The sequence below is a fragment of the Candidatus Accumulibacter vicinus genome (assembly GCF_000584955.1).
In the GTDB taxonomy this organism is placed as follows: Bacteria; Pseudomonadota; Gammaproteobacteria; order Burkholderiales; family Rhodocyclaceae; genus Accumulibacter; species Accumulibacter vicinus.
Window position 1 is genome coordinate 46,542 of sequence record NZ_JDSS02000053.1, and the last position, 17,134, is coordinate 63,675.

Genomic DNA, 17,134 nt, shown 5'->3' on the forward strand with positions numbered 1-17,134 from the left:
GCGGGCCTGCAGCCACTGACCAACGGCGAGCGCGGCGTCATTCTGTCGACGGCATCGGTCTCGGCCTACGAAGGACAGAGCGGTGAGGCGGCGTATGCCGCCTCGAAGGGCGGCGTCGTCAGCATGATCCTGCCGGCTTCACGCGAACTCGGTCCCCTCGGTATCCGTGTCGTCGGCATCGCGCCCGGCCTGTTCGGCACGCAGACACTGTTCGATATGGAAAAGAACCTCGACTCGCGGCTGGCCAGGCAGATTCCGTTTCCGCACCGCTTCGGCGATCCCGCCGAGTTCGCGATGCTGGTTCTGCATGTACTCAAGAATGTCATGATCAACGGCAGCGTGCTGCGCCTCGACGGCGGTTACCATCGCTGAAAGGGTGGCGTGATGAAGGAGAAGGGACGAAAGGCTGAGCACAGCAGGACCATCGTCCTGTATCTTGTCTCGCATGCCTCGGGCGAGCTGGTCGAGATGCTGGCGCGCAATGCTGTCACCCAGCTTGCCGGACTCGAGGTGAAACGACGGCTGTGGAAGATGGTCCGCCACCTCGACCAGGTTCCCGAGATCCTCGGCACATTCGCCAGTTCGCCGGGCTATGTTCTGCACAGCATCAGCCACCGCGATATTCGCGAGGCACTCGAGGAAGGCTGTCGCCGGCTCAACCTTCCTTACCAGTTTGCGCTCGAGCCGCTGCTCGGCCGGCTCTCCGTATACTCTGGCGCCACGGTGCAGTTTCACAACAGTTCGGGCGACGCTTTTGACGAGGACTACTACCGCCGCGTCGAGGCCATGAAGTACACCCTGGCCCACGACGACGGCATCGGCAGCGATGATCTCGAGGGCGCCGACGTGATCGTCGTCGGCGTGTCACGGGCGACCAAGACCCCGACCTGCATGTACCTCGCCTCGCGCGGCATCAAGGCCGCCAATGTGCCGCTGGTGCCGGGAGCGCCGCCGCCGCTGGCGCTGTTGCACGTGAGCAAGCCGTTGATCGTCGGCTTGACCGTGGATCCCGTGCGGCTGGCGATGGTCCGCGCAGCCCGCCTGACGGCACTGCAGGACGACACCAATACCGACTACGCGGATATCGACGGTCTGCGCAAGGAAGTGCTCGAAGCGCGTCGCCTGTTCATCCGGCGTGGCTGGCCAATCATCGACGCCAGCCATCGTTCGATCGAGCAGACGGCGTCAATGATCGTCGAAATGCTGCGCAAACGGGCGATCGAGGGTCATTAGCAGGCGACGGCTCGGCCAAGCAGCGTTTCGCAACCGCCGCTTGCGTCGCTAGACAAAATATCGATGGACGAAGAACGCCGCGAGACCCATGCCTATCGTCACCAACAGATTGCGCGTGACGATGCCGGCGGCCAGGCTGAGCAGCGCGGCAACCAGGTAGGAATTGGCAAAAGAAACCTGCCACTCGCCATTCGGCAGCAGGACGGCTGGTACGGTGATGGCTGTCAGCACCGCCGGCGGGATGAACTTGAGCGAGAGTTCGAGCCACGGCGCCAGGCGAATCCGGTCTGCCACTGCGAACAGAAAATAACGGATGCCGAAGGTCACGATCACCATCCCGACAAGCATCCAGGCTTCAGCACCGCTCATTGCCGGTGGGCCTCCCGGCGTGCGTCAATGATGCGTTGCGCCAGCAGGCCCGAGGCGATGCCGGCGAAAGCGGAAACGACGATCCCGAGCTTGTAGGGCATCGCCAGCGTGAGCAGCGATGCCGCCCCGGCCGTGAGAACGGAGACCAGGACCGGGATGGTTTTGACAAAGGGGATGATCATCCCGATGAAGGTCACCGGCATCGCTACATCGAGTCCCCAACTCTGCGCGTCGGGAATGCGGTGGCCGAGTACCAGGCCGAGAAAGCACCAGAATTGCCAGTTGAGATACATGGCGATCGACGAGCCGAGCTGGTACCAGTGCTTGCAAGGTGACGAATCGCTCCTTTGAAAGCGGTGCACGGTCACCGCGAAGGTTTCGTCGGTCAGCCAGAACGCCAGCATAATCCGCCATCTTTGCGGCAGTTCCTTGAGATACGGGAGGAGAGTGGCGCTGTAGAGCATGTGGCGCAGATTGACGATCAAGGTCGTCAGCACGATGATCGCGACTGGCGTCTGTGCGGCGACCAGCCCGACGGCGATGAACTGCGATGAACCGGCAAAAACCAGCGCGGACATCAGGATTGCTGCCGTCATCGACAGGCCCGAGGTGGCAGCGATGGCGCCGTAAATCAGCCCGAACGGCAGCGCGCCGAGCAGCAGCGGCAGGGTATCGCGGATTCCCGAGAGGAATTCGTGCTTGTTTAGAGACTCAGGGTGATTCATGGGAGTGGCTCGCTGAAGTACACTTTGAACGGCCATAACCGAGTCTTAGTTCAGGCTCAACAAGGAATTCGGCGTCTTGGCGTGGATGGTATGGATATCCTGCAGTCAGTCAGAATGTGTCGGCTTGGTGGTCGTCAGGACGCGCTCGGCGAGGGGAAGATGGCGCTATGGTAGACTGCTGTTCAATTTTAACGCTCAAGAGGCCGCCATGTCCGGCAATACCTTCGGCACTCTGTTTGCCGTGACTTCTTTTGGTGAGTCGCATGGGCCGGCGATCGGCTGCGTGGTCGATGGCTGCCCACCTGGACTTGCGATCAGCGAGGCCGATATTCAGGCCGATCTGGACCGCCGCAAACCGGGAACCTCGCGGCATGTGACGCAGCGGCGCGAGCCCGATGCCGTCGAGATTCTGTCGGGAGTCTTTGCCGGTCGGACCACGGGCGCGCCGATTGCTCTCCTGATCCGCAATCAGGATCAGCGCAGCAAGGACTACGGCAACCTCGCCGAGACCTTCCGTCCGGGACACGCCGACTATGTTTACACACAGAAGTACGGTTTTCGCGACCATCGCGGTGGCGGTCGCTCCTCGGCGCGTGAGACGGCAGTTCGCGTCGCCGCCGGGGCGATCGCCCGCAAGTGGCTGGCGGAACGTTACGGCGTCTGCATCCGTGGCTGGATGAGCCAGCTTGGTCCGATCGAAATCCCCTTCGTCACCACGCGCGAGATCGACGGCAATGCCTTCTTTGCCCCGAACGCGGCCATCGTTCCGCAACTCGAGGAGTACATGGATCTGTTGCGCAAGTCCGGTGATTCAGTGGGGGCGAAGATCACGGTCACGGCAACGGGTGTTCCACCGGGCTGGGGGGAACCGGTTTATGGTCGTCTCGATGCCGAGATTGCCTATGCGATGATGGGTATCAATGCGGTCAAAGGGGTCGAAATTGGCGCCGGTTTTGCCAGCATCTCTCAGAAGGGTAGCGAACATGGTGACGAAATGACACCGCAGGGCTTTCTCGGCAATCATGCCGGTGGTGTGCTCGGAGGTATCTCGAGCGGCCAGGATCTGGTCGTCAATCTGGCGATCAAGCCGACCTCGAGCATTCGTCTGCCGCGCCGCTCGGTGACTCTCGACGGCCAGCCGGTGGTGGTCGCAACGCATGGTCGACACGACCCCTGTGTGGGCATCCGCGCGACCCCGATTGCCGAGGCCATGCTGGCCCTGGTGTTGATCGATCAGGCCTTGCGGCATCGCGCCCAGTGCGCCGACGTGGTCTGCCCGACGCGAGTGATTCCGGCGCGTCCGGTGGGGTGACTGGCAGGCCTGGCAATGGGTATAATCGCGTTGTCCGGTCACGCATGGGGCGGGCCGGGACCAGCCACAGGGGCGATGATCATGCAAGTTGAGCACCACGACCTTCACCATGAGTTTCCCGAGTATTTGGATTACATTCACTCGCTGAAAACGGCAAGCGAGCAGTTTGGCCACATGTATGACGAGTACCATCAACTGACCCGAGAGGTCGAGCGGCTCGAAGAAGAAGACCTGCCGGTCGACGACTTCACCATCGAGAACATGAAGAAGCAACGCGTGTGGCTGAAGGACCAGATGTACCGAATGCTGGTTGCACACAAGAAGGGCGTCTGATTCGATCGACGCCGGTGTCGTCGGATGCATCCGGTAGAATTGCCAGATGCATGACCTGCCCTACTGGCGACTTTCCGGCTACTACTTCTTCTATTTCGCCTTCGTCGGCGCGTTTTCGCCTTATTTCGGGCTCTATCTCCAGTCGCTGTCGTTTTCGGCCTGGGACATTGGCCTGCTGATGTCGCAAATGCAGCTGATGCGCCTTTGCGCGCCTTATCTATGGGGCGCGCTCGCGGATCGTCTGGCGCAGCGGGTGAGGATCGTCCGTCTCGCGGCCCTGCTCAGCCTGTTCGGGTTTTCGGCCTTTTTTGTCGTGCAGAGCTTTGTGGCGATGCTGGTCGCCATGGCCTTGCTGGCCTTTTTCTGGAGTGCCGCGCTGCCGCTGGTCGAAACCGTGACTTTCGACCATCTGCGTGACAAGCCTGACCAGTACAGCCGCATCCGCCTATGGGGATCGATCGGCTTCATCGTTGCCGTCATGGGAACCGGTGCGCTGCTCGACAGCATGCCCTTGCCCAGGCTGCTGTGGGTGATCGTCGGCACGCTGGCCGGCATTCTGGTCTGCGCGCTGGTGGTTCCCGAGGTGGCGTCGTATGGATCGGCAGATGAACAGCTCCCGGTGGCCACGATCATCCGCCAGGCGCGTGTCCGGGCCCTGTTTGCCGCGTGCTTCCTGATGTCGGCGGCGCATGGCGCGCTCTATGTGTTCTACTCGATCCACCTCACCGATCATCACTACAGCAAGCTCCTGGTCGGTTGTCTGTGGTCGCTCGGCGTTCTCGCCGAAATCGGTGTCTTCTTTTTCATGGCCGCCATGCAGCGCAGCCTTGGCCTGCGGGTCATTCTTCTCATCAGTTTTGCAGCGACGGTGTTGCGTTTCCTGATGATCGGCTGGTGCATCGAGTGGCTGTCGGTAATCATTTTTGCTCAACTCCTGCACGGGCTGACCTTCGGTGCCTATCATGCGGCGGCGATTGCCGCAGTCAACCGCTGGTTTCCAGGGCACTGCCAAGCGCGCGGACAAGCGCTGTATTCGAGTATCTCGTTTGGCGCCGGCGGCCTGCTCGGCAGTCTGCTCAGCGGCTGGACCTGGGATCGCCTGGGGGCCGGGCTGACCTATACCTTGAGTTCGGCGTTTGCTGCCGCCGGCCTGATCTTCGTGGTGCTTTGGGTGAAACGCAGCGATCTCGACGACACCTGCGAGAAGCGCCCCTTGCGAGTTGCTTGACGTTAATTGAAAGTCGCGTCAGCGACGCACGAGTCAGCGGTGTTCTGACGGTCTCATGGAAACCGCTGTGGGCTTGGGGGAGATGGCCTGCTGGCACCGGGACGGCAGTCGAAAAAACGCCGTTCGTTGAAAAATGGCCTAAGATGATCAGCTCGCAACCACTGGCAAGGAGACGGAGATGCACATCGGTGTACCCAGAGAAATCAAGAACCACGAATACCGCGTTGGCCTGACCCCGTCATCGGTCCGGGAAATGGTCGCCCACGGCCATCAGGTGACAGTTGAAACCGGCGCCGGTAAAGGTATTGGCGCCACCGACGAGGTCTACCAGAAGGCTGGCGCAGCCATTGCCCCCACCGCTGCGGAGATTTTTGCCAGTGCAGAAATGATTGTCAAGGTCAAGGAACCGCAGGCCGAGGAGCGTGCGATGCTGCGCGAAGGGCAAATTCTCTATACCTATCTGCATCTTGCGCCCGATCCGGCGCAGTGTGCCGATCTGGTCAAGAGCGGTGCGGTCTGTATCGCCTACGAAACGGTCACTCAGGCCGGTGGTGGCCTGCCACTGCTGGCGCCAATGTCCGAAGTCGCCGGCCGCCTGTCGGTCCAGGCCGGTGCCTACTGCCTCGAAAAAGCGCATGGCGGCATGGGTGTCCTGCTCGGCGGCGTCGCCGGCGTGCCGTCGGCCAGGATTGTCATCCTGGGTGGCGGTGTCGTCGGCTCGAATGCAGCGCAGATCGCAGTGGGCAGCGGTGCCCAGGTGGTGGTCATCGATCGCAACATTGATGTGCTGCGGCGCATGGATCGCCTGCTTGGCGCGCGCGTGATCACCGTCTTTTCCAACCGGGACAACGTCGAGCAGCATGTGCTGCGCGCCGATCTGGTCATCGGTGGTGTGCTGATCCCTGGCGCCGCTGCACCCAAGCTGGTCACCCGCCAGATGGTCGAGGCGATGAAGCCGGGTTCGGTGATCGTCGACGTCGCCATCGACCAGGGCGGCTGCTGCGAAACGGCCAAGGCGACGACACATGCCAATCCGACCTACCTGGTCGGCAACGTCGTGCATTACTGTGTCGCCAACATGCCGGGCGGCGTGCCACGCACCTCGACCTATGCGCTCAACAACGCGACTCTGCCTTTTGCACTGCAGATTGCCGACAAAGGCTGGCGGCAGGCGCTCCAGGACGACGCACACCTGCGCAATGGCCTCAACGTCGCCCTCGGAAAAGTCACCTGCCGTGAGGTCGCCGAGGACCTCGACTACGACTATCACGATGCGCTGTCGGTGATCGCTGGCTAAGGTTCGGCCCGACGACCGAAGGGTAGGGGAAGGTTCATGTGAAGGTCGTATTAGCGGCTCACGAACCTCCCCTCACCCACGGGCGGGAAGAGCGTACATGGGGAATTTGCAGTGCATGCTCTGCGCCCATCGAACGATTCCGGCGTGCAAGCCGGAATGCGCCCGGCAAGGGAGGGAAACGGTTGCGGCTTACTACTCGATATGGGTATATATCCTGCCGCCACAGTTCACGAAACACCGGCGATAGTCCTCTTCGCAACGCCAGGTGCTTTCGGTGGCCGAACAATAGCCGCGCTGCTTGTCACACTTCTTGACATCATTCTTGTTGCTGGCACGGGAAATGCAATGATGGTAGGTCGATTCATTACGCCGTTCACAGTCCGCCTTGTCCCACTGAGCTCGCTGCATTTCGTTGCCACGACAGGTCTCCTGAACACCCGCACAGTGCGTAATGCAGATGCGACCCGGTTCGGTAGCCGGCAACACATATTCATAACGGGTGCTCGTGCAGGCAGACATCGTGAGCGTGAACAGGGCAAAGGCCACGATTCTCGGTGCCACAAATCTTGAACCAGCTCGGATCAACGTAATGCTCGCTCGAAACCGGGTCATCTAAACGACGGCACCCTCATCATTGGCACCTTCGATCTGCTTCTTGGGCCTGATGAACTGCTCGCGCGAGACGCCGAGCCACATCACCAGCGGACTTGCCACCAGCACGGACGAATAGATGCCGAAACAGATGCCGATGGTCAGTGCCAGGGCGAAGTAATACAAGGTCTCGCCACCGAAGAGCAGCATCGACAGCACCATCATTTGCGTCGAGGCATGCGTGATGATGGTTCGCGAAATGGTGCTGGTGATCGCGTGGTCGAGCACCTGCGGTGTGGTGAGTCCACGGACTTTCTTGAAGGTCTCGCGGACGCGGTCGAAAACGACGACCGACTCGTTGACCGAGTAGCCAAGGACGGCCAGTACGGCTGCCAACACCGAAAGTGAGAATTCCCACTGGAAAAAGGCAAAGAAACCGAGAATGATGATTACATCATGCAGATTGGCGATGATTGCTGACACCGAAAAACGCCACTCGAAGCGAAAAGCCAGGTAGACGACGATGCCGATGACTACCAGCAAGAGCGCCAGGGCGCCGTTTTCCGCCAGCTCCTTGCCAACCTGCGGGCCGACGAACTCGACCCGGCGCAGGGTCGCGCCCGGCGCTTCGGTGGCGAGGGACTGCATCACGGCCTCGCCGATCTTGGCGGTGTTCTGCTCGGCCTTGAGGGGCAGGCGAATCAGAACATCCTGACTGGAACCGAAATTCTGTACCGAGAGATCAGTGTAGCCCGCCTTGCCAAGGCCGTCTCGGACTTTTTCCAGATCGGCCGCCTGCGCATAGTTGAGTTCGATCAGCGTTCCGCCAGTGAACTCGACCGAGAGATGCAGGCCACGGCTGAAAAGGAAAAACACGGCCAGCAGGAAGGTCAAAAGCGAGATGATATTGAATACCAGGGCATGCCGCATGAACGGGATGTCTTTACTGATCCGGAAAAATTCCATCTGTGTGTGTTCCTATTTGGCTGCGCCGGTGTTCGCTACGCTGTTGGCCGGTTTCCAGATCTGGCCGATGGCCAGCGATTCGACCTTGCGCCGACGGCCGTAGATCAGGTTGATCAACGCCCGTGAGACGACCACCGCCGAGAACAGGGAGGTAAGAATTCCCAGACAATGCACCACCGCGAAGCCACGGACCGGCCCGGATCCGAAAATCAGCAAGGCGATGCCGGCAATCAGCGTCGTGATATTGGAGTCGAGAATTGTCCCGAAGGCACGCTCGTAACCGGTATGAATCGCCGCTTGTGGCGTCGAGCCATTGCGCAGTTCTTCGCGGATCCGCTCGTTGATCAGGACGTTGGCGTCGATCGCCATGCCCAGCGCCAGCGCGATGGCAGCGATTCCCGGCAGGGTCAGCGTCGCTTGCAGCAGGGAGAGCAGGGCGACCAGGAAAAGCAGGTTGGATGCCAGGGCGATCACCGAAACCAGACCAAAGAGCATGTAGTAGGCGATCATGAATGCGGCAATCGCTGCAAACCCCCACATCGTCGACAGAAAACCCTTCTTGATGTTCTCGGCCCCGAGGCTCGGGCCGATGGTACGTTCCTCGATGATCTCCATTGGTGCCGCAAGCGAACCGGCACGCAGCAGCAGCGCCGTATCATTGGCTTCGACGGTGCTCATGCGGCCGGAAATCTGCACGCGACCGCCGCCGATCTCGGCCCGGATGACCGGCGCGGTGACGACTTCGCCCTTGCCTTTTTCGACCAGTACGATGGCCATGCGTTTGCCGACATTGTCGCGCGTGATGTCCTTGAAGATGCGGGCACCGGCCGAGTCGAGAGTCAGGTGGACGGCGGGCTCATGTGTCTGGTTGTCGAAACCCGGCTGCGCGTCGGTGAGTCGTTCGCCGGTCAGCACCACCTGTTTCTTGACCAGCAGCGGCATACCGCCACGTTCCACATAGAGTTCAGCGCCCAAAGGTGGCTGACCGCCGGCCTGCGCTGCTTCGATGGCGCCGGGGGTGTCATCGACCATGCGGATCTCCAGCGTCGCGGTGCGGCCGAGAATGTCCTTCGCCTTGGCCGTGTCCTGCACCCCCGGCAACTGTACAACGATGCGGTCGGCGCCCTGCTGGGCGATCACCGGTTCAGCGACGCCGAGTTCGTTGATCCGATTGTGCAGGGTGGTCATGTTCTGCTTGATCGCGAATTCCTGGATGCGTTTGATCGCTTCGGGCTTGAGCGTCGCGACCAGCTTCAACTCATCGCCCTCTCCCTGGTCAGCCAGGAGCAGGTCGGATTGGTTGTCCTCGAGAGCGATGCGCGCCTTGCTGCGCGTCTCGTGGTCGCGGAAGCGAATCACCACCCGCTCGCCTTCACGGATGATTCCGGCGTGACGGATGGTCTTGTCGCGCAGTAGCGTGCGCAGGTCGCCACTGATCGCGTCGAGGCGTTTGGTGATGGCCCCCTTCATATCGACCTGCAGCAGGAAATGAACACCTCCACGCAGGTCCAGACCGAGATACATCGGCAAGGCGTGCAAACTGCTCAGCCACTGCGGCGAACTCGACAGCAGATTCAGTGCGACCACATACTGTGGATTACTGGCATCGGGGTTGAACTGCTTTTCCAGCAGATCTTTGGCTTGCAACTGGGTATCCGTGCTCCGCAGACGCACCTTGACACCGTTGCTGTCGAGGAAGATCCCGCTGTGCTCGATGCCTGCCGTCTGCAGGCCGCTGGCGACGCGTTCGCGGGTCTTCTCATCCACCTTGAGCGTGGCCTTGGCACTGGAAACCTGAACCGCTGGGGATTCGCCGAAGAAGTTCGGCAGGGTGTACACCAGGCCGAAAAGCACTGCGAAGGCGACGATGAGGTATTTCCAGAGCGGATAACGATTCATGGATATGGAGGCTTGCGTTCAGATGACGCGGGTGCGACTTGCAAGGCAAGCCGCCCGCAGGGTGGCTAGAGCGCCTTCAGCGTTCCTTTGGGCAGAAGCACCGTAACGGCCTGCTTCTGTACCTGGATTTCGACGGCAGGGGCAACCTCGAGAGTCAGGAAGTTGTCGCTGACCCGTGTGACACGGCCGGCAATGCCGCCGCCGGTGACGACTTCATCGCCCTTGACAAGGGCCTCGATCAGCGCCTTGTGTTCCTTCGCACGCTTCATTTGCGGGCGAATCATCAGGAAGTAGAGGACGACGAACATCAGGATGATCGGCAGCAGCTGCATGAAGCCGCCCATTGGGTCGGTGGCGGCAGCTTGTTGGGCGTGGGCGGTGCTGATCAGCACATCAGTCTCCTATGGCAGAATGTTTGAATTGAGCCGGCGATTGTACCACTACCGTTCAACTCTGCTGACGACGCCCGCTATGGAAAGCGGCCACTATTGCGGGAAGCGTGCCGGCGGAAATCGCATCACGCAACTCGTTCATCAATTGGTGGTAGTAGTGCAGGTTGTGCAGCGTGCCGAGCTGCGCGGCGAGAATCTCGCCGACACGGTTGAGGTGGTGCAGGTAGGCGCGCGAAAAGTTTCGGCAGGTATAGCACGCGCAGCTTTCGTCAAGCGGCTGGGGGTCGTTCTTGTGTTTGGCATTGCGGATCCGGATGTCGCCATGGCGAGTGAAGAAATGGCCATTGCGCGCGTTACGCGTTGGTAGAACGCAATCGAACAGGTCGATTCCAGCCTGTACGGCAGCTACCAGATCCTCCGGTGTACCCACCCCCATCAGATAGCGCGGCTTGTTTTGCGGCAGACGCGGCGTGCTGTGGGTGAGGATGCGCGCCATTTCGTGCTTCGGTTCGCCGACTGACAGCCCGCCGAGAGCAAAGCCATCGAAGCCGATTTCGGCCAGCCCGGCCAACGATTCGTCCCGCAGGTCTTCATACATGCCGCCCTGCACGATTCCGAACAGCGCGTTGCTGTTCCCCAGTTGATCGTGCTGCAGACGCGAGCGCCTGGCCCAGCGCAGCGACAGCCGCATCGAACTGGCCGCTTCGGAACGGGTGGCAGGGTAGGGCGTGCATTCGTCAAGGATCATGACGATATCTGAATCGAGGACATGCTGGATACGCATCGATTCTTCAGGGGTCAGCAACAGGCGGTCGCCGTTGATCGGCGACTGGAAGCGCACTCCCTCTTCGCTGATCTTGCGCAGCGCACCCAGCGAAAATACCTGGAAGCCACCGGAGTCGGTGAGAATCGGGCCGTTCCAGCCCATGAAGCGGTGCAGGCCGGCATGTGCGGCGATGACCTCCAGACCGGGGCGCAGCCAGAGATGGAAGGTGTTGCCCAGACAGATTTGCGCGCCGGTCTCGATGAGGTCGCGCGGGGTCATCGCCTTGACCGTTCCATAGGTGCCGACCGGCATGAAGACGGGGGTTTCGATGCGGCCATGAGCGAGGCTGAGGCGGCCTCGACGGGCCTCGCCATGGCTGGCGAGAAGTTCAAAGTTCATGTGAGCAATGAAAAGACACCTCTGGCAGGCCAGAGGTGTCGGGAGAGGAAAAGCCCCGGCACCAACCAGGTGCCGGGCTTGTTGAACCAGGTTACTTGCTGTCGTCGAGGGCCGATTGCGCTGCAGCTAGGCGGGCCAGCGGTACCCGGAACGGCGAGCAACTGACGTAATCGAGACCCGTCCGGTGGAAGAACGCGACCGAAGCCGGGTCACCACCGTGCTCGCCGCAGACGCCCAGCTTGATTCCCGGACGTACCGAACGACCTTTCTCGACAGCCATCTTGACCAGCAGTCCGACGCCTTTCTGGTCGATCGACTGGAAAGGATCCTGCTCGTACATGCCGTCTTTCAGATAGCTGGGCAGGAACTTGCCGGCGTCATCGCGCGAGAAGCCCATGGTCATCTGCGTCAGGTCGTTGGTGCCGAACGAGAAGAACTCCGCCTGTCCGCCGATGCTGTCGGCGATCAGGGCGGCGCGTGGCGTTTCGATCATCGTACCGAGCAGGTAGTCGAGTTTCTCGCCGCGCTCGGCAAAGACCGCCGCTGCCGTCTGGCGAATGACCTTGGCCTGGGCGTTGAATTCACGGACCGTTCCGACCAGCGGAATCATGATTTCGGCCTTGACGTCGAAACCCTTGGCCTTCATGTTGAGGCCCGCTTCGAGGATCGCGCGCGTCTGCATTTCGGTGATTTCCGGGTAGGTGATGCCGAGGCGGCAGCCGCGGTGACCCATCATCGGGTTGAACTCATGCAGATCGTCGACACGCATCTTGATTACGCCCAGCGGTACATTCATCTCGTGGGCCATGATCCGCTGGTTTTCTTCATCGTGCGGGACGAACTCGTGCAGCGGTGGATCGAGCAGGCGGATGGTGACTGGCAGACCACTCATCTCGCGGAACAGGCCTTCGAAGTCGCCGCGCTGCATCGGCAGCAGTTTGGCCAGCGCTCGCCGCCGACCGGCTTCGTCATCGGCGAGGATCATTTCGCGAACCGCCTTGATGCGGTCGCCCTCGAAGAACATGTGTTCGGTGCGGCACAGGCCGATGCCCTTGGCACCGAAATTGCGCGCCACCTTGGCGTCATCGGGGGTGTCGGCATTGGCGCGCACACCGAGCCGCTTGTAGCGGTCGGTCAGTTCCATCAAGGCACCGAAGTCGCCGGTGAGTTCGGCTTCCTTGGTCGGTATCTGACCCTCGTAGACTTCACCGGTTGAACCATCGAGCGAGATCCAGTCACCTTCCCTGTAAATCTGGTCGCCGATCGACATCGAACGTGCGTGGTAATCGACCCGTACGGCGCCCGCGCCGGAGATGCAGCATTTGCCCATGCCACGCGCGACGACGGCCGCGTGCGAGGTCATGCCACCGCGAGCGGTGAGGATTCCCTTGGCGACGCTCATGCCGCGCAGGTCTTCGGGTGACGTTTCCTGACGAACCAGGATCACGGTCCTGCCCTTTCTGACCCACTCCTCGGCTTCATCGGCAAAGAAGACGATCTGTCCGGTTGCCGCGCCCGGAGAAGCCGGCAGGCCATGCGCGATGGAGCGGGCCTTCTTGATCGCTGCCGGATCGAAAACCGGATGCAGAAGCTCGTTCAAACGTTCCGGGTCAACCCGTCGCAAGGCCTCCTTTTCATCGATCATGCCTTGCTTGAGCATCTGCATGGCGATGCGCACCATGGCCGCACCGGTGCGCTTGCCGTTGCGCGTCTGGAGCATCCACAGGCGGCCTTCCTGGATCGTGAACTCGACGTCCTGCATGTCCCGGTAATGGTTCTCGAGCGTTGTTTCCGCCTGCAGGAGTTGCCGGTAGATGTCGGGCATCAGTTCCTCGAGCGACGGGAACCTGCTGCGGCGTTCCTCTTCGCTGACCAGTGCCAGCTGTGCCCAGCGGCGCGACCCCTCGAGAGTGATCTGTTGCGGTGTACGGGTCCCGGCAACGACGTCTTCTCCCTGTGCATTGACCAGGAATTCACCGTTGAACAGGTCTTCACCAGTGCCTGCATCGCGCGTGAAGGCGACGCCGGTGCCGCTTTGATCGCCCAGATTTCCGAAGACCATGGCCTGTACATTCACGGCCGTACCCCAGGAGTCGGGGATGTCGTTCAGTTCGCGGTAGACCTTGGCGCGGTCGTTGTTCCAGCTCTGGAAAACGGCCATCACCGCACCCCACAGCTGTTCCCAGGGATCGGTCGGGAACTCGCGGCCGACCCGAGCACGAATCAGTCCCTTGAAACGCAGCACCAGTTCCTTGAGGTCATTGGTGTCGAGTTCGGTATCGAGCTGTACGCCCTTTTTCTCCTTGAGCGCGTCGATGACCACTTCGAAGGGATCGTGTTCCTGTTTCGATACCGGTTTGAGGCCCATCACCACGTCGCCATACATCTGTACGAAACGACGGTACGAATCCCAGGCAAAACGTTCGTTGCCAGCCTTGCTCGCCAGTCCGGCAACCGCGTCGTCATTGAGGCCGAGATTCAGGATGGTGTCCATCATGCCCGGCATCGAAGCGCGCGAACCCGAGCGCACCGACAGCAGTAGCGGATCAGACGCGTCGCCGAATTTCTTGCCCATCTCTTTTTCGACGAAAGCCACGCCCTCGCGGACGTTCGCCTCGATCAGCTTGACCACGGCATCCTGGCCCTGTTCGCTATAGACGGTGCACACCTCGGTGCTGATCGTGAAACCGGGGGGTACGAGAATCCCCAGGCGGCACATTTCGGCCAGGTTGGCGCCCTTGCCTCCGAGCAGATTCTTCATCGTGGCGTCGCCGTCAGTTCGAGCAGCACCAAATACGTAGACGTTCTTTGTTTCAGTGGACATACATACCTCGCGGTTTAGGGAACAAGGAAGGGACACTTCAAACGCCAGGTTCGAAGTGTCCCCGGATTGGGCGATCCGGATCACGATGCCGGATCACGTGGTTTGCGCTTCGGTTGCGGCAAGCGGCCAGGAGCGTCAATGCCAGTATTGCTCAGCGCTCAGATTTCTTCTGCCTCCATCTTGATCGCGCCGCAGGGACATTCGGCGACACACATGCCGCAGCCCTTGCAATAGTCGTAGTTGAACTCGAAGCGCTTGCCGGCACCGAGTTTGATGACCGCATTGTCCGGACAGACGCCGTAGCAGTTGTCGCATTCGAAGCAGTTGCCGCAGGAAAGACAGCGCCGCGCCTCGAACAGCGCGGTGCTTTCATCCAGTCCGCCCTGGACTTCATCGAAGGTCGATTGACGACGAATGATGTCCAGCATCGGGCGAACGGTTTTCGGTGCATCGGTGTAATACCAGGTGTTGAGGTTCTCGAAAACTGCAACCTCGTGTTTGGGTGGTGCGACATACTGCTCGTTGCGCAGCCAGGCGTCGATATGTTTTGCCGCCGCCTTGCCGTGACCGATGCCGACCGTGACGTTGCGTTCGGCCGGGACCATGTCGCCACCCGCGAAAATGCCCGGATGGCCGGTCATCATGTTGGCGCCGACCTGCACCACGCCATCGCTGACCTGCAATCCGGGAACGCCTTCGAGCAAACCGAGATCGACGTCCTGCCCGAGCGCGAGCACCAGCGAGTCGGCCTCGATGGTTTCAATCTCACCCGTCGGTTGTGGAAAGCCATTGCTGTCGAGGGCCATCTTTTCAATGGTCAACGAGGATTCGTCGGCCTGTTTGATGGTCGACAGCCATTTGACCATGATGCCTTCCTGGAGCGCCTCCTCGACCTCGAAATCATGTGCCGGCATTTTCTCGCGCGTACGGCGATAGACGATCAGCGGCTCGGCACCCATGCGCTTGGCGGTGCGCGCCACGTCGATGGCCGTGTTGCCGCCACCGTAAACGACGACCCGCCGGCCCAGCATGGGCTTGTCTTCACCTTCCATGCTGCGCAGCAGCGAAATGGCGTCGATGATTCTTGCGGCGTCACCGGCCGGAATCCTCGCCCTTTTGCCGATGTGTGCACCGACCGCCAGGAAAGCGGCGTCAAACTTGCCGGCCTGCATGGTGTCGAGGATATTGTCGACCTTGCTGTTCAGTCTCACCGTGACCCCAAGTTCCACGACACGCTGCATCTCGGCCTCGAGTACATCGCGCGGCAAGCGGTACTTGGGAATGCCGAAGCGCATCATGCCGCCCAGCAGCGGGCCCGCCTCATGGACCGTGACGCGGTGACCGAGCCGGCGCAGGTGGTAGGCCGCCGACATGCCCGAGGGGCCGGCGCCGACGATCAGGATATGCTTGCCGGATTCGGTGGTCGGTGCCGTCAGCTTCCAGCCGCGCTTGAGCGCTTCATCACCGAGAAAGCGTTCGACCGAATTGATGCCGACGGCTGCATCGATCTTGCTGCGGTTGCAGACGTTCTCGCAACTGTGGTAGCAGACGCGTCCCATGATTGCCGGGAAGGGGTTATCCTTGGTCAGGTGGCGCCAGGCGCTTTCATAATCGCCGGATTCGGCATGGAACAGCCAGCCCTGGATGTCCTCACCGGCCGGGCATTGATTGTTGCAGGGCGGCAGGCGGTCAACATACACCGGTCTAGACGTGCGCCACGAGCCGGTCCGGTTGGCCAGCGAAGAGCCGGGGTCTAGGGTTATGGCAAAGGGTTTTTCCATCAGTTCGCCTCCTGGTCAAGCAGTCCGTACTTGCGAATGTTCTTGTCTGCCGCCGCTTGCAGGCGGGCGATCGTTGCCACTGCCGGCGCCTTGCCGAACAGGTGGGCATAGCGTTTCTGCAGTCGCAGGTATTCCTCGACTGGCTGTTGCCGGCGGATTTTCAGGACGCCGGTGACTTCGCCGTGTTCCGCTTCGAAAACCGGAAAGATACCGGTTTCCTTGGCCAGGCGTGCCAGTTTGATGGTGTCCTGCGACGCTGCGCCCCAGCCAAGAGGGCAGGGCACCAGGATATGGATGTAGCGTGCGCCGCGCATGCCCATGGCTTTGGTGACCTTGTATTCGAGGTCGTGCAGGCCGGCAACGGTCGCCGTTGCGACGTAAGGAATCTCATGCGCCATGGCGATCGCCGGAACGAATTTGCCCTGGCCGAAGACGTTGCCGGGCTCCGGGCCGACCGGCATGGTGGTCGCCGTGCGGGCGGCCGGCGGCGTGGCCGAACTGCGCTGCACGCCGGTGTTCATGTAGCCGCCGTTGTCGTAGCAGATATACAGAACGTCATCATTGCGCTCGAACATCCCCGACAGGCAGCCGAAACCGATGTCGGTGGTGCCACCGTCGCCGCCCTGGGCAACGACGCGGACATCAGCCATCTCGCCCTTCTGTCTTTTCACCTTGATCGCCGCAGCGATGCCGGTGGCGACCGCGGCAGTGTTGCCGAAGAGCGAGTGAATCCATGGGATCTGCCACGAGGTCTCGGGGTAGGGGGTCGAGAAGACTTCGAGGCAACCGGTGGCATTGGCCGCAATCAGTCGGCCACGCGCGGCATTCATCGCCGCATCGATGGCGAACCGCGCGCCGAGTGCTTCACCACAGCCCTGGCAGGCGCGATGCCCCGAATTGAGTGAATTGGTGCGGCGGATGTCGGACTGCACCGTCCGGTCTTCTTCGCCGAGCAGGCGGTTGCCGATGGTGAAGGTGCCGGTCTGGTAGAAATGCAGGGGTTGGAAGCTCATCGTAGA

Annotated in this window: 16 protein-coding genes; 6 read left to right on the top strand and 10 right to left on the bottom strand. The window is 61.1% G+C overall.

The window, feature by feature from the left end:
* A partial coding sequence (locus CAPSK01_RS20580) for an SDR family oxidoreductase (RefSeq protein WP_034931324.1) occupies positions 1–372 on the top strand: 372 nt, incomplete at its 5' end.
* 12 nt (positions 373–384) lie between these two features.
* A complete protein-coding gene (locus tag CAPSK01_RS20585) occupies positions 385–1,233 on the top strand; it encodes a pyruvate, water dikinase regulatory protein (protein WP_034931328.1) in 849 nt (282 codons plus the stop codon).
* Between the two features lie 48 nt (positions 1,234–1,281).
* On the opposite strand, the gene CAPSK01_RS20590 is transcribed toward CAPSK01_RS20585, so the two are convergent.
* The gene (locus tag CAPSK01_RS20590; protein WP_034931331.1) at positions 1,282–1,602 is read right to left on the bottom strand and encodes an AzlD domain-containing protein; all 321 of its coding nucleotides are present in this window, start codon (positions 1,600–1,602) and stop codon (positions 1,282–1,284) included.
* Positions 1,599–2,327: an AzlC family ABC transporter permease gene (locus CAPSK01_RS20595; protein WP_034931336.1), complete on the bottom strand. Its 729-nt coding sequence runs from the start codon at positions 2,325–2,327 to the stop codon at positions 1,599–1,601. Before CAPSK01_RS20595 ends, CAPSK01_RS20590 begins: the two co-directional genes overlap by 4 nt.
* A 208-nt stretch (positions 2,328–2,535) precedes the next feature.
* Between CAPSK01_RS20595 and aroC the strand changes: the two genes are divergently transcribed.
* From aroC to ald, 4 genes are all read left to right on the top strand, one after another.
* Complete coding sequence (gene aroC / locus CAPSK01_RS20600; RefSeq protein ID WP_034931343.1) at positions 2,536–3,639, top strand: chorismate synthase; 1,104 nt, start codon at positions 2,536–2,538, stop codon at positions 3,637–3,639.
* Positions 3,640–3,720: 81 nt separating this feature from the next.
* Complete coding sequence (locus tag CAPSK01_RS20605) at positions 3,721–3,972, top strand: DUF465 domain-containing protein (RefSeq protein WP_034931672.1); 252 nt, start codon at positions 3,721–3,723, stop codon at positions 3,970–3,972.
* Between the two features lie 46 nt (positions 3,973–4,018).
* Positions 4,019–5,200 carry a major facilitator superfamily domain-containing protein 6 gene (locus CAPSK01_RS20610; protein ID WP_034931347.1) on the top strand — a complete coding sequence of 394 codons (1,182 nt, stop codon included), beginning with the start codon at positions 4,019–4,021 and terminating at the stop codon, positions 5,198–5,200.
* Between the two features lie 178 nt (positions 5,201–5,378).
* Positions 5,379–6,497 (top strand): alanine dehydrogenase, encoded by a 1,119-nt coding sequence (ald, locus tag CAPSK01_RS20615; protein ID WP_034931350.1) that lies wholly within the window; start codon positions 5,379–5,381, stop codon positions 6,495–6,497.
* Between the two features lie 192 nt (positions 6,498–6,689).
* Here the strand turns inward: ald and CAPSK01_RS20620 are convergent, their stop codons facing one another.
* The 8 genes from CAPSK01_RS20620 to CAPSK01_RS20655 form a co-directional block, all read right to left on the bottom strand.
* The gene (locus tag CAPSK01_RS20620; protein ID WP_273704208.1) at positions 6,690–7,058 is read right to left on the bottom strand and encodes a hypothetical protein; all 369 of its coding nucleotides are present in this window, start codon (positions 7,056–7,058) and stop codon (positions 6,690–6,692) included.
* A 51-nt stretch (positions 7,059–7,109) separates the two neighbouring features.
* Entirely contained in the window at positions 7,110–8,054 is a 945-nt protein-coding gene (gene secF, locus CAPSK01_RS20625) for a protein translocase subunit SecF (RefSeq protein WP_034931357.1), read from the bottom strand.
* A 12-nt stretch (positions 8,055–8,066) separates the two neighbouring features.
* Positions 8,067–9,953 (bottom strand): protein translocase subunit SecD, encoded by a 1,887-nt coding sequence (secD, locus tag CAPSK01_RS20630; protein WP_034931360.1) that lies wholly within the window; start codon positions 9,951–9,953, stop codon positions 8,067–8,069.
* Between the two features lie 65 nt (positions 9,954–10,018).
* Complete coding sequence (gene yajC / locus CAPSK01_RS20635; RefSeq protein WP_034931364.1) at positions 10,019–10,345, bottom strand: preprotein translocase subunit YajC; 327 nt, start codon at positions 10,343–10,345, stop codon at positions 10,019–10,021.
* Between the two features lie 55 nt (positions 10,346–10,400).
* Positions 10,401–11,510 carry a tRNA guanosine(34) transglycosylase Tgt gene (tgt, locus tag CAPSK01_RS20640; RefSeq protein ID WP_034931366.1) on the bottom strand — a complete coding sequence of 370 codons (1,110 nt, stop codon included), beginning with the start codon at positions 11,508–11,510 and terminating at the stop codon, positions 10,401–10,403.
* A 91-nt stretch (positions 11,511–11,601) separates the two neighbouring features.
* Positions 11,602–14,334 carry a pyruvate, phosphate dikinase gene (ppdK, locus tag CAPSK01_RS20645; protein ID WP_034931370.1) on the bottom strand — a complete coding sequence of 911 codons (2,733 nt, stop codon included), beginning with the start codon at positions 14,332–14,334 and terminating at the stop codon, positions 11,602–11,604.
* 158 nt (positions 14,335–14,492) lie between these two features.
* The gene (locus CAPSK01_RS20650) at positions 14,493–16,115 is read right to left on the bottom strand and encodes an NAD(P)-binding protein (protein WP_034931372.1); all 1,623 of its coding nucleotides are present in this window, start codon (positions 16,113–16,115) and stop codon (positions 14,493–14,495) included.
* The gene (locus CAPSK01_RS20655) at positions 16,115–17,128 is read right to left on the bottom strand and encodes a thiamine pyrophosphate-dependent enzyme (protein ID WP_034931374.1); all 1,014 of its coding nucleotides are present in this window, start codon (positions 17,126–17,128) and stop codon (positions 16,115–16,117) included. The genes CAPSK01_RS20650 and CAPSK01_RS20655 overlap by 1 nt, the downstream gene beginning before the upstream one ends.
* Between the last annotated feature and the right edge of the window lie 6 nt (positions 17,129–17,134).